At 37.8% G+C, this 15,538-nt stretch carries 18 protein-coding genes and 1 tRNA gene; 12 read left to right on the top strand and 7 right to left on the bottom strand.

Features of this window, described 5'->3' with window-relative positions:
• Positions 1 to 270 precede the first annotated feature (270 nt).
• On the top strand, positions 271 to 681 hold the full coding sequence (locus tag VKY50_RS01760; RefSeq protein WP_324298223.1) for a DUF4293 domain-containing protein: 411 nt from the start codon (positions 271 to 273) through the stop codon (positions 679 to 681).
• Between the two features lie 84 nt (positions 682 to 765).
• Here VKY50_RS01760 and VKY50_RS01755 read toward each other — a convergent pair whose 3' ends face one another.
• The gene (locus tag VKY50_RS01755) at positions 766 to 2,355 is read right to left on the bottom strand and encodes a peptide chain release factor 3 (protein ID WP_324298220.1); all 1,590 of its coding nucleotides are present in this window, start codon (positions 2,353 to 2,355) and stop codon (positions 766 to 768) included.
• A gap of 239 nt (positions 2,356 to 2,594) precedes the next feature.
• On the opposite strand from VKY50_RS01755, the gene idi reads away from it, so the two are divergent.
• The 5 genes from idi to VKY50_RS01730 all read left to right on the top strand — a co-directional run bounded on the left by idi (position 2,595) and on the right by VKY50_RS01730 (position 5,054).
• On the top strand, positions 2,595 to 3,137 hold the full coding sequence (gene idi / locus VKY50_RS01750; protein ID WP_324298219.1) for an isopentenyl-diphosphate Delta-isomerase: 543 nt from the start codon (positions 2,595 to 2,597) through the stop codon (positions 3,135 to 3,137).
• Positions 3,134 to 3,538, top strand: a complete 405-nt coding sequence (locus tag VKY50_RS01745; RefSeq protein WP_324298217.1) for a 6-pyruvoyl trahydropterin synthase family protein — start codon at positions 3,134 to 3,136, stop codon at positions 3,536 to 3,538. The genes idi and VKY50_RS01745 overlap by 4 nt, the downstream gene beginning before the upstream one ends.
• Positions 3,539 to 3,592: 54 nt before the next feature.
• The gene (locus VKY50_RS01740) at positions 3,593 to 4,597 is read left to right on the top strand and encodes a type I phosphomannose isomerase catalytic subunit (RefSeq protein WP_324298215.1); all 1,005 of its coding nucleotides are present in this window, start codon (positions 3,593 to 3,595) and stop codon (positions 4,595 to 4,597) included.
• Positions 4,598 to 4,630: 33 nt separating this feature from the next.
• Positions 4,631 to 4,912, top strand: a complete 282-nt coding sequence (locus tag VKY50_RS01735) for a hypothetical protein (protein ID WP_324298213.1) — start codon at positions 4,631 to 4,633, stop codon at positions 4,910 to 4,912.
• A 68-nt stretch (positions 4,913 to 4,980) separates the two neighbouring features.
• Positions 4,981 to 5,054: transfer RNA gene (locus VKY50_RS01730), tRNA-Thr, on the top strand.
• Positions 5,055 to 5,183: 129 nt separating this feature from the next.
• Here VKY50_RS01730 and VKY50_RS01725 read toward each other — a convergent pair.
• Genes VKY50_RS01725 through VKY50_RS01715 form a run of 3 tightly spaced genes read right to left on the bottom strand, consistent with a single transcriptional unit; the run spans position 5,184 to position 7,922 of the window.
• Positions 5,184 to 6,284, bottom strand: coding sequence for a peptidylprolyl isomerase (locus tag VKY50_RS01725; protein ID WP_324298211.1), 1,101 nt, complete (start codon positions 6,282 to 6,284; stop codon positions 5,184 to 5,186).
• Between the two features lie 18 nt (positions 6,285 to 6,302).
• Complete coding sequence (gene gldI / locus VKY50_RS01720) at positions 6,303 to 6,875, bottom strand: gliding motility-associated peptidyl-prolyl isomerase GldI (protein WP_324298210.1); 573 nt, start codon at positions 6,873 to 6,875, stop codon at positions 6,303 to 6,305.
• Positions 6,876 to 6,908: 33 nt separating this feature from the next.
• The gene (locus VKY50_RS01715) at positions 6,909 to 7,922 is read right to left on the bottom strand and encodes a DHH family phosphoesterase (protein ID WP_324298208.1); all 1,014 of its coding nucleotides are present in this window, start codon (positions 7,920 to 7,922) and stop codon (positions 6,909 to 6,911) included.
• Positions 7,923 to 8,104: 182 nt separating this feature from the next.
• On the opposite strand from VKY50_RS01715, the gene VKY50_RS01710 reads away from it, so the two are divergent.
• Complete coding sequence (locus VKY50_RS01710) at positions 8,105 to 9,130, top strand: alkaline phosphatase D family protein (protein ID WP_324298206.1); 1,026 nt, start codon at positions 8,105 to 8,107, stop codon at positions 9,128 to 9,130.
• A 201-nt stretch (positions 9,131 to 9,331) separates the two neighbouring features.
• Complete coding sequence (locus VKY50_RS01705; protein WP_324298204.1) at positions 9,332 to 9,751, top strand: nucleoside-diphosphate kinase; 420 nt, start codon at positions 9,332 to 9,334, stop codon at positions 9,749 to 9,751.
• Between the two features lie 96 nt (positions 9,752 to 9,847).
• Here VKY50_RS01705 and VKY50_RS01700 read toward each other — a convergent pair whose 3' ends face one another.
• From VKY50_RS01700 to recF, 3 genes are all read right to left on the bottom strand, one after another.
• The gene (locus VKY50_RS01700) at positions 9,848 to 10,144 is read right to left on the bottom strand and encodes a DciA family protein (protein ID WP_324298202.1); all 297 of its coding nucleotides are present in this window, start codon (positions 10,142 to 10,144) and stop codon (positions 9,848 to 9,850) included.
• A complete protein-coding gene (locus tag VKY50_RS01695) occupies positions 10,144 to 10,560 on the bottom strand; it encodes a lipocalin family protein (RefSeq protein ID WP_324298201.1) in 417 nt (138 codons plus the stop codon). The genes VKY50_RS01700 and VKY50_RS01695 overlap by 1 nt, the downstream gene beginning before the upstream one ends.
• 96 nt (positions 10,561 to 10,656) lie before the next feature.
• Positions 10,657 to 11,736, bottom strand: coding sequence for a DNA replication/repair protein RecF (recF, locus tag VKY50_RS01690; protein WP_324298199.1), 1,080 nt, complete (start codon positions 11,734 to 11,736; stop codon positions 10,657 to 10,659).
• A 133-nt stretch (positions 11,737 to 11,869) separates the two neighbouring features.
• Between recF and VKY50_RS01685 the strand changes: the two genes are divergently transcribed.
• The 4 genes from VKY50_RS01685 to mutL all read left to right on the top strand — a co-directional run bounded on the left by VKY50_RS01685 (position 11,870) and on the right by mutL (position 15,532).
• Positions 11,870 to 12,634, top strand: coding sequence for a tetratricopeptide repeat protein (locus tag VKY50_RS01685; protein ID WP_324298197.1), 765 nt, complete (start codon positions 11,870 to 11,872; stop codon positions 12,632 to 12,634).
• Between the two features lie 73 nt (positions 12,635 to 12,707).
• Positions 12,708 to 13,220: a 6,7-dimethyl-8-ribityllumazine synthase gene (ribH, locus tag VKY50_RS01680; RefSeq protein WP_324298195.1), complete on the top strand. Its 513-nt coding sequence runs from the start codon at positions 12,708 to 12,710 to the stop codon at positions 13,218 to 13,220.
• A gap of 174 nt (positions 13,221 to 13,394) precedes the next feature.
• Positions 13,395 to 13,688 (top strand): hypothetical protein, encoded by a 294-nt coding sequence (locus VKY50_RS01675; protein ID WP_324298193.1) that lies wholly within the window; start codon positions 13,395 to 13,397, stop codon positions 13,686 to 13,688.
• Positions 13,688 to 15,532 carry a DNA mismatch repair endonuclease MutL gene (gene mutL / locus VKY50_RS01670; RefSeq protein ID WP_324298191.1) on the top strand — a complete coding sequence of 615 codons (1,845 nt, stop codon included), beginning with the start codon at positions 13,688 to 13,690 and terminating at the stop codon, positions 15,530 to 15,532. Before VKY50_RS01675 ends, mutL begins: the two co-directional genes overlap by 1 nt.
• Positions 15,533 to 15,538: the final 6 nt, after the last annotated feature.

Below are 15,538 nucleotides of genomic sequence, written 5' to 3'. Positions count from 1 at the left end.
TTTGGAATACCAGCCACTCTAGCAATCTCATGTAGTTCGGCAAGCTTTTTTGCCTTTAAATCTGAAATTTCAAACATTGATTAAATAAATAAATTATTATTTGGTCTGAGGTAAATTATGATTGTTGTTTTGAAAAAAAATTAGAAGTACAAAATCAAATGAAGTAAAGTACTCGTTTCGAATTGACTACGCAATATTACAAATTTATTTTAATAAACAAGCATATTTTTTAGAAAAGAACATTATTTTTGCCTAACAAAATTAAAATTTGTGATACAGCGCATTCAATCTATATATTTACTTGTCGTAGTCCTTATTAGTGCGGGATTGCCTTTTTTGTTGCCTTTATGGACGGATGGACAAGCCAACCAAGTTTATGCGCAAAATGAGTTAATGATACTAGGTTGTTTTGGTGTAGTAACACTTCTGGCGCTTATCGCAATATTTATGTATAAGAATAGAAAAAATCAGTTTGTTATTAACAGACTGAACATGATACTTAATCTTTTTTTACTAGGATTTTTCGTTTATCGGTCGCTAGCTTTATCCGGAGAAAGTAATATTTCTGAGAAGGGTATTGGGATGCTTCTCCCTATTGTTTCTATCGTTTTTTTAGTGTTGGCCAATAAGGCTATTAAAAAGGACGAAGATCTCGTAAAATCTGTTGATCGGTTACGATAAACCTAACATCTTAGTATATTAGTGCGTTAAAAAGCCCCTTCTTTATGTTGGGGCTTTTTTATGGCGTATTTCTTGGGTGATATATCATTTGAATTCCGATACAAAATGCAATTTCACGCTCGGATATTTTTGCTGTGTCATTTGTATTGAAAAAGGAGAGTCTGCTAAGAAGACCAGTTGTCCTTGTTTATCATGAGCTAGGAACTTTTGCTTAACACGTTTGAACTCAGCGAATTCTTCATTATTAGGGTCGTCTGCTTCTACCCAACAGGCTTTGTGCACAGGAAAGTTCTCGTAACTACATTTTGCACCATACTCATGTTCTAATCGGTATTGGATTACTTCATATTGAAGGGCTCCAACAGTACCAATAATTTTCCTATTGTTTAATTGCAGAGTAAATAACTGAGCTACCCCTTCATCCATGAGCTGGGTGATGCCTTTTTCTAATTGTTTAGATTTCATTGGATCGGCATTGTTTATATAACGGAAGTGTTCAGGAGAGAAGCTTGGAATTCCTTTGAAGTTTAACGGTTCTCCTTCAGTTAAAGTATCCCCGATTTTAAAATTTCCTGTATCGTGTAAACCGACAATATCTCCAGCATAAGATACATCAACAATTTCCTTTTTTTCGGCAAAAAAAGCATTTGGACTTGCAAACTTTAGCTTCTTTTGGTGTCTTACATGTAGGTAAGGTTTATTGCGTTCAAAAGTACCAGAGACGATCTTAACAAAAGCCAAGCGATCTCTGTGTTTTGGATCCATATTGGCATGGATTTTAAATACAAACCCGCTAAAGGTATTTTCCGTAGGGGTGACCATGCGCTCCTCTGCTTTTTTAGGTAGTGGGGGAGGTGCAATGGTGATAAAGCAATCCAGAAGCTCACGTACCCCGAAATTGTTTAATGCCGATCCAAAAAACACAGGTTGTAATTCTCCTTTAATATAAGCCTCTCTATCGAAGTCGGGGTATACCTCAGCAATGAGTTCTAAGTCTGTCCTTAACTCACTAGCTTCGTCTGTACCAATAAGTTTCTCAAGCTCTGGACTCTCGATATCATCAAATGCAATAGTGTCCTTGATGTTTTTCTTATTGTTTCCACTAAAGAGATTAATGTTTTTCTCCCATATATTGTAGATTCCTTTAAAGTCATATCCCATTCCGATGGGATAGCTTAACGGGCATATTTTTAACCCGAGATTCTGCTCGACTTCATCTAAAAGATCAAAAGCATCTTTTCCTTCTCTGTCCAATTTGTTGATAAAGACAATCATTGGAATTTTGCGCATACGACAAACTTGGACTAATTTTAGTGTTTGTTCTTCAACCCCTTTAGCTACGTCAATGACAACGATAACACTATCTACAGCAGTAAGGGTTCTAAAAGTATCCTCCGCAAAATCCTTGTGACCTGGGGTGTCAAGGATGTTGATCTTTTTGTCTTTATAATTAAAGGCTAGTACCGAAGTAGCTACAGAAATCCCTCTTTGACGTTCAATCTCCATGAAGTCACTCGTGGCTCCTTTTTTAATTTTATTACTTTTTACAGCTCCAGCTTCTTGTATGGCGCCTCCAAAAAGTAATAGTTTTTCAGTTAATGTGGTCTTTCCTGCATCTGGATGGGATATGATCCCAAAGGTCCTTCTTTTATTAATTTCTTTTTCTAGCTGCATCTCTTTAAATTAAAGAGGTGCAAAATTAAACTATTTATATCAAAAGCACGCATAAACTTTAAAACATCTAAAGTAGTTCTTTAGAGTTGTGGCTCTGATTTATACAGGTTCTATAAACTTGTGCTTTTGTCGAGTTTATATGTTTTGGGAATTACTTAACCTTTTTTGTAGTTTTGTTGATGTATTTTTAAAGCTTCATAAAGGGGATACCCCCTTATTATTAAAATTAAAAAAATACGATGTATAAAGAGAAAGAAAAGGTTGTTTTGGTTGACAAAGATGATCGACAAATTGGGTTGATGGAAAAAATTGAAGCTCATGAGAAGGCATTGTTGCACCGCGCTTTTTCTGTGTTTGTTTTTAATGATAAAGGGGAGACCATGTTACAGCAGCGGGCTGCCCATAAGTACCACTCGCCTGGACTGTGGACCAATACCTGTTGTAGTCATCAACGTGATGGAGAAAGTAATATTGCGGCGGGGAAAAGGAGGTTGCAGGAGGAAATGGGCTTTACCACAGAGCTTGAAGAAGTACTGTCTTTTATTTATCATGCTCCATTTGACAATGGACTTACCGAGCATGAATATGACCATATAATGGTTGGGAAGTATAACCAGGAGCCAGTGCCAAATCCAGATGAAGTAGCTTCGTGGAAATGGATGTCGCTCAAAGATATCAAAGCTGATATTGCTATTAATCCAGATCATTACACCGCGTGGTTTAAAATTATATTTGAAAAATTTTATGTTCATATTGAGCAGAAATCCACCAATGTATTATGAAATTAAAAGTAAGTAGAAAAGCGCATTTTAATGCTGCTCACCGTCTGTATAAGAAACAGTGGGATGATGCTAAGAACCTTGAGGTTTTTGGTAAATGTAGTAATCCTAATTTCCACGGCCATAATTATGAGTTAATCGTCAGCGTAACAGGGGAGGTGGATCCTGAAACTGGTTTTGTGATTGACTTAAAGGTATTAAAACAATTGGTTCAAAGAGAGATCGAAGAGCATTTGGATCATAAAAACCTAAATATTGAAGTAGAGGAGTTTAAACACCTCAATCCCACGGTTGAAAACATTGCCGTGGTGATTTACAATCGATTAAAACCACATCTTAAAGATTTTGAATTGGAGATCGTTCTCTACGAGACTCCAAGAAATTTTGTTACCTATAAGGGGTAAGTAGGCATACCTACCTGATCAATTATATAATATATTTTAATTTAAAAACCTCAGATGGAAAGTTTAAACCATGATAAGAATACGGTAGATCATCTATGTTATCCAATAAAGTTCACCCCAATATTTAAGGAGTATCTATGGGGTGGAGTTAAATTAAAAGAGGTGTTGAAAAAGGATGTGAAAACCGAGACAGCCTCTGAGAGTTGGGAGATTTCGGGAGTGGAAGGTAACGTGACGCAAGTGTCCAATGGCGCATTAAAGGGAAGGGATCTTCAGGAATTACTAGATACATATACTTCGAATATATTAGGGAATTCTGTTTATGAGCGATTTGGTACAAAGTTTCCTATCCTTATAAAATTCATCGATGCACGATTGGATTTATCCGTGCAATTGCACCCTAATGATGAATTGGCCAAAAAGCGTCATAACTCTTTTGGTAAAACTGAAATGTGGCATGTGATGCAAGCTGATCCAGGGGCTAAACTTATTGTTGGTTTCAATCAAGAATTGACCAAAGAGGATTATTTGGAATATCTTAAGAAAGGGCAGCTAATGGATATTTTAAATCATGAGGAAGTTCAGGCAGGGGATACCTATTTTATAAATACTGGAAAGGTGCATGCCATTGGAGCTGGAATTTTGCTAGCGGAGATTCAACAGACCTCCGATATTACATACAGGATTTATGATTACCAACGAAAGGATAAAGACGGTCATACTAGAGAACTTCATACGGAGCTCGCCGTGGATGCTATTGATTATTCGTTAAGGAATGATTTTAAGGTGGATTACCCTAAGCAATCTAATACGACCAATAATATGGTCAACTGTCCATACTTTGTAACCAATTATTTAAACGTACAAGGGACCTATGTACAACAGCTCGTTAATCGAGATTCTTTTAGTATCTATCTTTGTGTGGACGGAAAAGCTCAAATTAAAATTGGAGAACATACCGAAAATTTGAGTATGGGACAGACTGTTTTGGTTCCTGCCATGGCCAATGATGTAGTAATTAGTGCTGCAGATGCGAAAATTTTAGAGGTTTATTTGTGAAATTAGCTTATTTTTGCAAAAAAATAGAATCAAATGGCAAGTGTTAGAAATTTAAAAAGGGATATTAATAATGTACTAGGAGACATTATTGAGGCGGTTTACATTTGGGAAATCAGCACTGAAAATCCAAACTCAAAAGAAGGTGATAAGATTATAGATAAGGCAATTGCAACTTTTGATACACTTATTGAGAAGGTGAATGATAAATCAGTAGAAAATAGAAAGGCTCATCTTAAGGACGTTAACAAGGAGTTGGAAACCAAGGCCAATGCCCTGATTGAGGAGTTAAATAAACTTTCTGTTTCCAAGGCTTAAAAAAGTTTAAATAAAAATTTGGAATAACAAATTTCAGTTTTATATTTGCGCACTTTTAAAAGCAAAACGCCGATGTAGCTCAGCTGGCTAGAGCAGCTGATTTGTAATCAGCAGGTCGTGGGTTCGAGTCCCTCTATCGGCTCAAAGGAGGTCTTTCAGAAACGGAAGACCTTTTTTTTTGGCACTTACCTTACCTTAATGGAGGTAAAAAAAATTCTGCCAATGTTGCCATTGACAGAATTTATATGACTATCCCGATGAATCGGATGATTTATTGAATCTCGGTAATCTCTAGATCAAATACAAGGTCTGCCTTTGGAGGAATAGGACCGTATCCAGCCTCACCATAAGCAAGATAATAAGGAATAAAAAGACGGTACTTAGCACCTTCTTCCATAAGCATAATACCCTCCTTAAAGCCAGGGATAATTCCAGCGTCAGGACTAACCTCCATCATCATTGGTTTGTACATCCCGCGAGCTTTCTTCTGCGGGTTGACGTTACCAAATTTCTCTGCAACTTCTAAAACACTGGTGTCAAAAAGTTTTCCATCTTCATAGTGTCCAGCATAATTAACTAGCACTACATCTCCAGTTTTAGGTTTGTTACCATTCCCTTCACTGAGAACGATATACTGAAGACCAGATTCTGTACTTTCAGCTTCCTTCTTTTGTGCTTCGAACTCTGCAGCAGCAGCCTTAAGAGTCTTTTCGAGCTCTTTTTGTTTTTCTGCCTCTGCAGCAAAATAATCATCCATAACCTTTAATGCATCAAACTTCTTAGCCTCTTTGCCATTTCTGATGATTTCTACATGGTTGATCACGACATCTTCAACAGGCCTGTCTTTAGCGCCAGTTTTAACATTTGCAATACTGTCTACAACCTCTAGCCCAATAACAACCTCTCCAAAAACAGTATGTTTTCCATTTAGAAATGGCGTTTCTTTATGGGTAATAAAAAATTGGCTACCATTGGTTTCAGGTCCAGCATTGGCCATCGATAGGATTCCTTTTTTGTCATGTTGAAGACTGTCTACAAATTCATCTGCAAATTTATATCCAGGATTTCCATTTCCTTCACCTGTTGGATCTCCACCTTGAATCATAAAATCCTTGATCACGCGGTGGAATATGATACCATCATAATAGCGTTTTCCCTTAAGAGAGTCTACCACATGCGTGCTCGTTCCTTCAGCGAGGCTGACAAAATTGGCTACTGTAATTGGGGTTTGTTGGTAATATAGTTCTACGACCATATCCCCTTTACTTGTTTGTATGTCTGCAAAGATGCCATCACCTAAATCAGCATATTTAGAACTGGAGCATGATGCAAAAAATAACATTGAAATTAGAATGAGATTTAATTTCTTCATCGTTGTAAGGTTTGTTTTTTAATTTGCGGTTAAACTATCTGTTGATTTTTGGACAATTTCAATTATATGAATGGTGCTTTTAATGGTTTGATTGGTCCCAATCCGATGATCATCTCCATGATACCCATAAGCCAAGGATGATGGAAATAGGAACGTTGCTGTTTCACCTTCACTTAATAGTTTTACAGCAGTTCGTAGCCCTGGGAAATAATCTTCCTTGTCTACCTTAAAGGTAACTTCTCCTATTTCTTCGCTAGAATATATGGTTTGATTGCTTAAGGTTCGAATATCGTAATTTATTTTAACCACGTCTCCTTCTTTTGGATGATAATTGTTTGTGGAGTCCAGTTTGTTGAAATAATAAGAATATCCGTTAGGCGAACTATGGTAGTGATTAAGGGTGTCCTTGGCAATAATACTATCTATAATCGCTTCTTCATGAGTTAGTAGTGCTTTATTGCGCTCGATGGAAGTCGACATGAAGCTTCCGGTTTTTACACTGATCGGTTTTCTTGGTTTAGGTTGGCTACACCCTGCGGCCAGAAAAACAAACAAGAGTAGGTATAGGTAGCTGAGGTGTAGTTTTTTCATAAAGTTTCTTTTAGTTTTTTGGAGCGTATATGATTATTGCAACTGATTCTTATAATCGGGTAGAAGTGCTATAAATTTATCAACGGTTTCTTCCAATGATATGGTACTTCTACCTCCAGCAGCATTGGTATGTCCGCCGCCACTAAAATGTGATCTAGCAAAGTCGTTTACCGAGAAATCTCCTTTGGATCTCAAAGATATCTTTATGATTCCTTCTTGCTGACTTTCAATAAAAATCACCGCAAATTTAATACCTTTTAGTGAAAGTCCATAATTCACAAACCCTTCAGTATCACCTTTTTTGAAATTATGTAGGGCGAGTTCCTCTTTGGATAATGTAATGTATACCGTGTTGTACTTTGGTAAAAGCACCATATTTCTTAAAGCGGTTCCTAATAACTGTAGCTTGTCTAGGGTATTTGTGTCGTAAATCGCGTTGTGAATTTCGGCGTTGTTTGCACCTTTGTCGATTAAATCTGCGACCACGCGATGTGTTGTGCTGCTTGTCGAGGGAAAGCGAAACGAACCAGTATCGGTCATAATCCCTGTGTAAATACAGCTCGCAATATCTTGGGTGATCTTTCCACTGTCGGCCATCATGTGAATGAAATTGTATACCATCTCGCAGGTGCTACTCATGTTAGTATCGGAATAGGTGTATTTCGCATACGAATCTGGAGCTTGATGGTGATCGATCATCACATAATCTCCTGTAAAATGCTCCAATGTTTCTGCCACACCATTAATTCTACTTAAGGAATTGAAGTCTAAGGTAAAAACAAGTTGAGCTGATTTAATGGATTGGGTTGCTTGATCAAGCTGCCTTTCGTGGATGATAATTTGATCAGCTCCAGGCATCCATTTTAAAAAATCAGGGAATTCATTAGGCGCGATCACTATGGGGTCACACTTATATTGTTTAAGGTAATGATACAAGGCCAAACAGGATCCTATGGCATCCCCATCGGGGTTTTTGTGGGGAATTATAACAACCCTCAAAGGTGTGGATATTCGTTCTTTTAATTCGTGTATTTGTGTTGTAGTCAAAAGTTTTAATTTTAAGCCATTTAAGCGAAGCGAATATACAATTTAAAATAGAATCAATGGTGTATTGCGTGCTGTAATCCCTCACGATACAAACGGAAGGCACCTGTTTTATGTGCTTTGATAATTTTTTTAAGGTGAATGTGAAAATGTATAGTACATTTGTGGTACCAAACTGATATGTGATGCGTGTACTTTACTATGGGGTTCTATTGATTTTATTAACAGGGTGTAATGCGTTGCAAAAAACATTGTATCCCTTGGATGATGATGAATTCGTAATTGCATTTGGCTCCTGTAATAGGCAGGATGAAATAAATCATCTATGGGATGATGTAGTAGCTAATAAGCCTGCAGTTTGGATTTGGGGTGGGGATAATATCTATGCCGATACCGATGACCTTCGGCAGATGCGCAAAGATTACGAAGAACAACGTTATCAAAACGGCTATAAAGAAGTTCGAAAATCCATGGATATAATAGGAACTTGGGATGATCACGATTACGGCTTAAATGATGGCGGTCGTGAGTGGGCCTTTAAGGACCAAGCACAAGAGCTCTTTTTAAACTTTTTAGAAGTGCCAAAGCATGATCCAAGACGCGATCAAAAAGGGGTTTACCATTCCAAAACTTACCATACCGCGCAAGGAGACGTAAAGGTTATAATGCTCGATACGCGTTATTTTAGAAGCCCTTTGACTAAAAATCTAGGAAATGACGGCAAGCGGTTTATGCCGAATCCTTATGGTGAAGGGACAATCTTAGGAGCGCAGCAATGGGCATGGTTGGAAAGTGAATTAAAGACCTCGGAGGCCAGTTTTAATATTATAGTAAGTAGTATTCAATTTCTTTCCAACAAACATGGTTTTGAGACTTGGGGGAATTTTCCTTCTGAGGTAGAGAAGATGATAGATTTAATTAAGACAAGCAAGGCACAGCGGGTCATGATACTCTCTGGTGATCGTCATATTTCAGAATTCTCACAAATCAATCTAAGTGACTTAAATTATCCTTTGATTGACTTTACCTCAAGTGGACTTACGCATACCTATGAAGCCTTCTCTGGAGAGGAAAATCCGTATAGAGTAGGGGAAGTTGTTACGCAAAAGAGTTTTGGACTAGTTCGACTTAATTTAAAAAACTATAGAGCAACACTTCAGATGATCGGTGATGGGAACAAGGTGTTAAATGAGTTGGAGCAAGCTTATTAAGGTTTCTTCTGATAGTTCTACTTGGTGTTCTTTAAGGTAAATTCAAAAGTGGTGGCAATTTTTAGGTCGTATTTATCCCGATGCTATACGAGCATTAAATTTAATTCCCTTATTTTTGCGCAAAATTTAATAACCCAACAGCCGTAGCGTGTTGAATGTTTTACACGGGGTTGGGAACAAAAATATTACTAAAGTAAAAAAATGGCAACAAACAGAACATTTACAATGATTAAGCCCGATGCAGTTGAAAACGGTCACATAGGGGCTATTCTTGAAAAAATTACTGCTGCTGGATTTAAAATAGTTGCAATGAAATATACGCAGCTAAGCCAAAGAGATGCAGAGGCATTCTACGCAATTCACAGCGAACGTCCTTTCTTTGGAGAGTTGGTGGAATTTATGACTCGTGGACCTATTGTGGCTGCAATCTTGGAAAAAGATAATGCTGTAGAGGACTTTAGAGCTTTAATTGGAGCTACCAATCCCGCTGAAGCTGCGGAAGGTACCATCCGTAAACTATTTGCAAGTTCTATTGGAGAAAATGCAATTCACGGATCAGATAGTGATCAAAATGCAGCTATTGAGGGTGCATTCCACTTTTCTGGTAGAGAAGTTTTTTAAAGCATACGCATAGAATTAAAAAAAGAGATTAACTTTTGTTAGTCTCTTTTTTTTTTGGCCATTGTTGAATGTTTCTGGAAGTATGCTTGGTTTGAGCTATCTAAATACAATGGCTTTTACGATCTCTTTTCCTAGTTCTTCATTGATCATTTTTATGATTTTATCCTTTCCATAGACGAGCTCTTGCCGTAGAACTGAAGAAGATAAACAAACATACAAGGTATCCCTTTTGAGTTCGATCTCAGTGGTATAGGTATTGACCCCCTGGCCCATGAGGTTCTTCCATGCGTTACGAACATCAATCTTGTTCAAACCTTTTTCAAGGCTATTCTCTTGTACAAAAGTTTTAAGAAGATCGTTCAATGAATTAGATTCGTTGTGTCGCTTAGCCATTATTTTAACTCAAATTTTTTAAATGGTTTGTAGTAATAGATCAACTCATCCTTGTTGATTACCACGAATTTTTCTTGGTTCAATGAGATCACTTGTTCGCTGTGCGTTACGCCCTCTTTGTTGTAATCTAAGTAAAGCAAGTCACCTCGGGAGGTTATCCTAAATGGCTCTTGATCGCCATTGCTAATAAAGGTACCATCAAGTTGAGGCATCACCTTTTGGCGCACTCCACTAGAGTCCCCAGTTAGTAAAAAGTAATCAACCACAGTATTGACTTGATAGGTTTTAGTTTCTCCTGATGGGAACTCTACCTTTTCGATCTCCCAATACCCATTTAGTAGGTGGGTGTCTTCTACTTTTCCTTGGTTACAGCTCCATAAAATAAGGCCAACTAAGCCGAATAGAAGTGCTTTCACATTGGTTGAATTTAGTTTAATAACAAAGGTAGGCAAAAGAAGGGTGTTAAAACAATTAGGAGGGATATATATTAGGAACTCTCCTTTTATGGGAGGCTATAATTCGATCATTCTATAGGATTGTTCGGCTTGTTTTACCACATTTTCTGTGCGCTCTCGGTGGGTGTCGCTAATGAAAATTTGTCCGAAAGAATCTTTATTGACAAGATGAATGATTTGACTTACTCGCTTCTCATCTAGTTTGTCGAATATATCGTCTAAAAGTAATATAGGCGTTTGCCCTGATTGCTGCTTTGTAAAGTCGAATTGGGCGAGTTTTAAAGCTACTAAGTAGGATTTTTGTTGTCCCTGGCTTCCGAATTTTTTAATGGGATGGCCATCGATCTCAAAAATTAGATCATCTTTATGGGTGCCAACGGAGGTGTATTGTAATGCTTTATCCTTGTTTAGGTACTCCTTAAAGAGTTGTCCTAACTCCTTGTTTTCCAATTGACTTTGGTATGTTAAACCTACTGTTTCTTTTCCTGAAGAGATATCCATGTAACGCTCCTTGAAAATTGGAATAAACTTTTCCAGGAAGTTTTTACGAACTAAGTGAATTTCAGTTCCATATTGTTGTAATTGATCGTCATAAACGGATAAGGTGTCTTGGTTGAAGGTGTTGTTTAGCGCAAAATACTTCAGTAGTGCATTGCGCTGTAAGAGTACTTTGTTGTAGTTGATAAGATTTTGAAGATATATTTTGTTGCCTTGGGAGATGACACTATCTATAAATTTTCTTCTCATTTCACTTCCCTCAGTAATTAGATCTCTATCAGAGGGTGAAATAATCACCAAAGGAATTAATCCTAAATGATCTGATAATTTATCATATTGCTTTCCATTTCTTTTAATGAGTTTTTTTTGGCTCTTTTTAAAACTGCAAATAATCTTTTCTGTTCTTTGGTCTTTTATAAAAGTGCCGTCAACGACAAAAAAGTTTTCATCGTGATGGATGTTTTGTGAGGCTATGGGGTTGAAATAGCTTTTGCCAAAGGCAAGTAAGTATATAGCATCCAGCGCATTGGTTTTTCCTATGCCGTTTTGGCCTACAAAGCAGTTGATCTTGTGGTCAAATTCAAATTCTTGTGATTTAAAGTTTTTAAAATTTATAAGGGATAGCCTTTGAAGTTGCATAGGAGTACTTATACTGATGTTATTATTGAGGTACTTGCTAAGAAGTTGCAAATTATGAAAAATATCAAATGAATAAGCTTTCCTATTTGAATAAATATTTTATTTTTGCCACGCTTAACAATATATCATTATTATGGCAACATATAAGAAACGCGGCTATAAGAAAGCTGTAGATAAGAGTGAAGAAGGACAAGGTGGACCAAGTACAACAAGAGATGTATTCTCTGCTTTGGATGAGGGTGCTGGGAAAACTGAGGCATGGGTAATGAACAACCAGAAGATTCTTTTGGGTGTTATTGGTGTTGTGGTTGTGGTAGTTCTTGGGTTTTTAGGTTATGAGCAATTTGTAGTAAAACCAAAGGAGGCAGAAGCTTCCAATGAATTGTTCTTTGCGCAACAATATTTTGACCAAGCTGTGAATGGAACGCAGAATGATTCTTTATATGTTTTAGCTCTAAATGGTGCTGATGGAAAGTACGGCTTGTTAGATATTATCGAAAATTATTCTGGTACAGAGGCTGCAAATCTTGCGCAATACACTGCTGGAATGGCGTATTTGAATACTCAAAAATACGATCAAGCGATTGCTCATCTGCAGGAGTTTAGTTCTGATGATGAAATTTTAGGATCCTTGGCTTTAGGAGGGATAGGAGATGCTTTTGTTCAATTAGGTCAACAAGCGGACGGTTTGGATTACTATGAAAAAGCGATTAAGAATTCCAACAATAATTTCACAACGCCTAAATTTTTATTTAAAGCAGGTGTGGTTTTACTCCAGGACGGGAAAGCAAGTGAAGCTGCGAAGTACTTCAACAGAATTAAAAATGAATTTCCTAACTCTGAAGAAGGTCGGACTATTGATATCTATATAGGTAGAGCGGAAACCGCCCAACAATAGTAGGAAGTTATTATAAATTAGAAGTTGTATATTTGTGCGTTGAAAAACGAGCAATAATCAATGATAAAATATTATGGCAACAGCAAATACTAATTTGTCTGATTACGATAAGTCAACAATCCCAAATGCGAAAGATCTTCGATTTGGGATTGTTGTTTCTCAGTGGAATGCAACTATAACGGACGCTCTCTACCAGGGAGCTGTTGAGGCCTTGCTGGACTGCGGAGCTGTCGAGCACCAAATTGTTAAGTGGGATGTGCCCGGGAGTTTTGAATTAGTCTATGGTGCTAAAAAAATGATTAAAAGACATGATCCAGATGTGATTATTGTCATTGGGAGCGTGATCCAAGGAGAGACAAAGCACTTTGACTTTGTTTGTCAAGCAACCGCTCAAGGCATAATGGACTTAAATGTTCAGTATGATACGCCCATTATCTTTTGTGTACTAACAGACAATACCATGCAACAAGCCATCGACCGCAGTGGGGGCAAACATGGGAATAAAGGTGTGGAGGCTGCAATTGCTGCTATTAAAATGGCGGTATTAGGCCGTGGTAGTGCCTTTGCAGATGAATTGGAATTCTAATCAGCCAGGTCCTGTATCGTATTTGTAGATTTAGTACTTCTTGTTAACAAGTTTTAGGATTTAATACCTGTGTTTCTGCCACTTTTTAAGTAATTTTGGTAATTAAGCTAGTGTGCCCATATGGAATCTATTGTTCTGTTGTACACGGCCAATATTAATTTTAATACTTGACCAGTGAGACTTCCTTCACTTTTTAAAACGCAAAAACCAAAGGCTTTTAATTATAAGCCCAGGTATTACGATGAGCGAAAGGAACGTTTGGAGGCTCTTAAGAACCGTAAAGAGTCCCGTTCTGATGAAGAATATTTCCAAGGGTATAGACCCAAGGGTTTTAAAGATAATTGGAAGGCTACTCGTAAGAGCAGTGCTGATAAAAATTCAAGGTTACGTTTTATCGTTATATTAATACTTCTTTTGTTATTCGCATGGTATGCGCTTAAGGAAATTAAACTTGAGACTCTCTTTTAATGGCAGATATAATACAGCTTTTACCCGATCATGTTGCAAACCAAATAGCAGCCGGTGAGGTAGTACAAAGGCCTGCCTCAGTGGTAAAGGAATTGGTAGAGAATGCAGTAGATGCCGGAAGTACCGTCATTCAGCTTATTGTCAAGGGTGCGGGGAAAACCCTTATCCAGGTAGTGGATAATGGTAAGGGCATGAGTGAGCGCGATTTATTGCTCTCGGTTCAGCGTCACGCAACCTCCAAGATCCGAACGGCTGAAGATCTTTTCCAGTTGCAGACCAAAGGATTTAGAGGAGAGGCGTTGGCCTCAATTGCAGCCATTGCTCATCTTGAGATTTCAACCCGAGAAGAGGATAATGAGGTAGGTGTACAACTGAAGATAGAAGGAGCTTCAATTGGTGATCCTAAACCAATTGCCTGTGATAAAGGAACTTCTATTGCAGTTAAAAACTTGTTTTTTAATATTCCTGCGCGCCGTAATTTTTTAAAATCTGATACCGTGGAACTGCGTCATATTATGGATGAGTTTCATCGCATTGCACTCGCGCACCCAGATATCCATTTTGACTTTTTCCACAATAATTCGGAACTCTTTAAATTGCCACCCTCAAACCTTCGGCAAAGGATTGTCAATGTTTTTGGTGGTAAAACAAATGAAAAGCTCGTGCCCGTTAAGGAAGAAACTGGAGTGGTTAAAATTAACGGTTTTATCAGTAAACCAGCCTTTACTAAAAAAACCAGAGGAGAACAGTTTTTCTTTGTCAACAACCGTTTTGTGAAAAACTCCTATTTGCACCATGCGGTGAATTCTGCATTTGAAGGTTTGTTAAAGCCCGGGCATCATCCTGGGTATTTTATATTTTTAGAGGTGGACCCCTCCTCTATCGATATTAATATTCATCCTACAAAAACAGAAGTAAAATTTGATCAAGACCAAGCGATGTATGCGATCCTTCGATCCGCGGTAAAACATAGTCTTGGCCAATTTAATGTAGCGCCTATATTGGACTTTGATAGGGATGCCAATTTGGACACCCCGTATAGTTATAAGACCAAGTTACCACAGCAACCTGCAGTCGAAGTGGATGCTGATTTTAATCCCTTTAAAGAGGATAACAAAGGTAGTGTTAGGGTTAGTCCAAAGCCATATTCCAAGGCAGATAGAGTAGAAGCCTCATGGGAGAGCTTGTATGTATCGGTCGATTCAAGTGAGGATTTTAAAACCGTTAGTATTGAGTCGGAATCCACCTCAAATGAATTATTTACTGAAGAGGAAACAGATAGTTCACCAACCACCTATCAGTTACACAAAAAATACATTGTCACCACCATTAAATCGGGGATGGTGATCATCAATCAACACCGCGCACATCAGCGCGTGTTGTATGAACAATATTTAAAAAATATAACGGTGGATACTGGAAGTAGCCAACAATTGTTATTTCCCTTGACATTGGAGTTTTCCACCACCGAAATGGAGCTTTTAAAAACTATTAAAGATAGCCTAGAGCGCACAGGATTTGTATTTTCACAGATGACTGAAAATCAGGTGCAACTCAGCGGGATGCCTTTGAATGTTTCCGAGACTCAAGTCAGCGGAATTATAGATCAATTATTGGCCGATTTACAGCAGGAAATACCTGAATCGTCCCTCTCCCAAACTGATATGCTAGCCAAGGCGATGTGTAAGACGCTAGCAGTAAAGAGTGGAGCGCATTTAAATACAGCCGCTCAAGAATCCTTAGTGAATAACTTGTTTGCTACTAAGGAACCTATGGTTTCTCCATTTCAAAAGCCTATCTTTATTACAATGTCATTAGAAGAATTAGATAAACGATTTTTATAACATTAG

This window comes from Galbibacter sp., from assembly GCF_035306585.1.
GTDB lineage: Bacteria > Bacteroidota > Bacteroidia > Flavobacteriales > Flavobacteriaceae > Galbibacter.
The sequence above is the reverse complement of the archived record's forward strand: the minus strand, read 5'-3'. Positions and strand labels throughout refer to the sequence as shown.

Excerpts from the sequence above, each read along its gene's own strand:
- VKY50_RS01725 (WP_324298211.1), bottom strand. The coding sequence starts at position 6,284 with ATGAAGAAATTAAATCTCATTCTAATTTCAATGTTATTTTTTGCATCA.
- VKY50_RS01755 (WP_324298220.1), bottom strand. The coding sequence starts at position 2,355 with ATGCAGCTAGAAAAAGAAATTAATAAAAGAAGGACCTTTGGGATCATA.
- recF (WP_324298199.1), bottom strand. The coding sequence starts at position 11,736 with ATGCAACTTCAAAGGCTATCCCTTATAAATTTTAAAAACTTTAAATCA.
- ribH (WP_324298195.1), top strand. The coding sequence starts at position 12,708 with ATGGCAACAGCAAATACTAATTTGTCTGATTACGATAAGTCAACAATC.
- VKY50_RS01685 (WP_324298197.1), top strand. The coding sequence starts at position 11,870 with ATGGCAACATATAAGAAACGCGGCTATAAGAAAGCTGTAGATAAGAGT.
- mutL (WP_324298191.1), top strand. The coding sequence starts at position 13,688 with ATGGCAGATATAATACAGCTTTTACCCGATCATGTTGCAAACCAAATA.
- VKY50_RS01735 (WP_324298213.1), top strand. The coding sequence starts at position 4,631 with ATGGCAAGTGTTAGAAATTTAAAAAGGGATATTAATAATGTACTAGGA.
- VKY50_RS01700 (WP_324298202.1), bottom strand. The coding sequence starts at position 10,144 with ATGGCTAAGCGACACAACGAATCTAATTCATTGAACGATCTTCTTAAA.
- VKY50_RS01705 (WP_324298204.1), top strand. The coding sequence starts at position 9,332 with ATGGCAACAAACAGAACATTTACAATGATTAAGCCCGATGCAGTTGAA.
- idi (WP_324298219.1), top strand. The coding sequence starts at position 2,595 with ATGTATAAAGAGAAAGAAAAGGTTGTTTTGGTTGACAAAGATGATCGA.
- VKY50_RS01710 (WP_324298206.1), top strand. The coding sequence starts at position 8,105 with ATGCGTGTACTTTACTATGGGGTTCTATTGATTTTATTAACAGGGTGT.
- VKY50_RS01745 (WP_324298217.1), top strand. The coding sequence starts at position 3,134 with ATGAAATTAAAAGTAAGTAGAAAAGCGCATTTTAATGCTGCTCACCGT.
- VKY50_RS01740 (WP_324298215.1), top strand. The coding sequence starts at position 3,593 with ATGGAAAGTTTAAACCATGATAAGAATACGGTAGATCATCTATGTTAT.
- gldI (WP_324298210.1), bottom strand. The coding sequence starts at position 6,875 with ATGAAAAAACTACACCTCAGCTACCTATACCTACTCTTGTTTGTTTTT.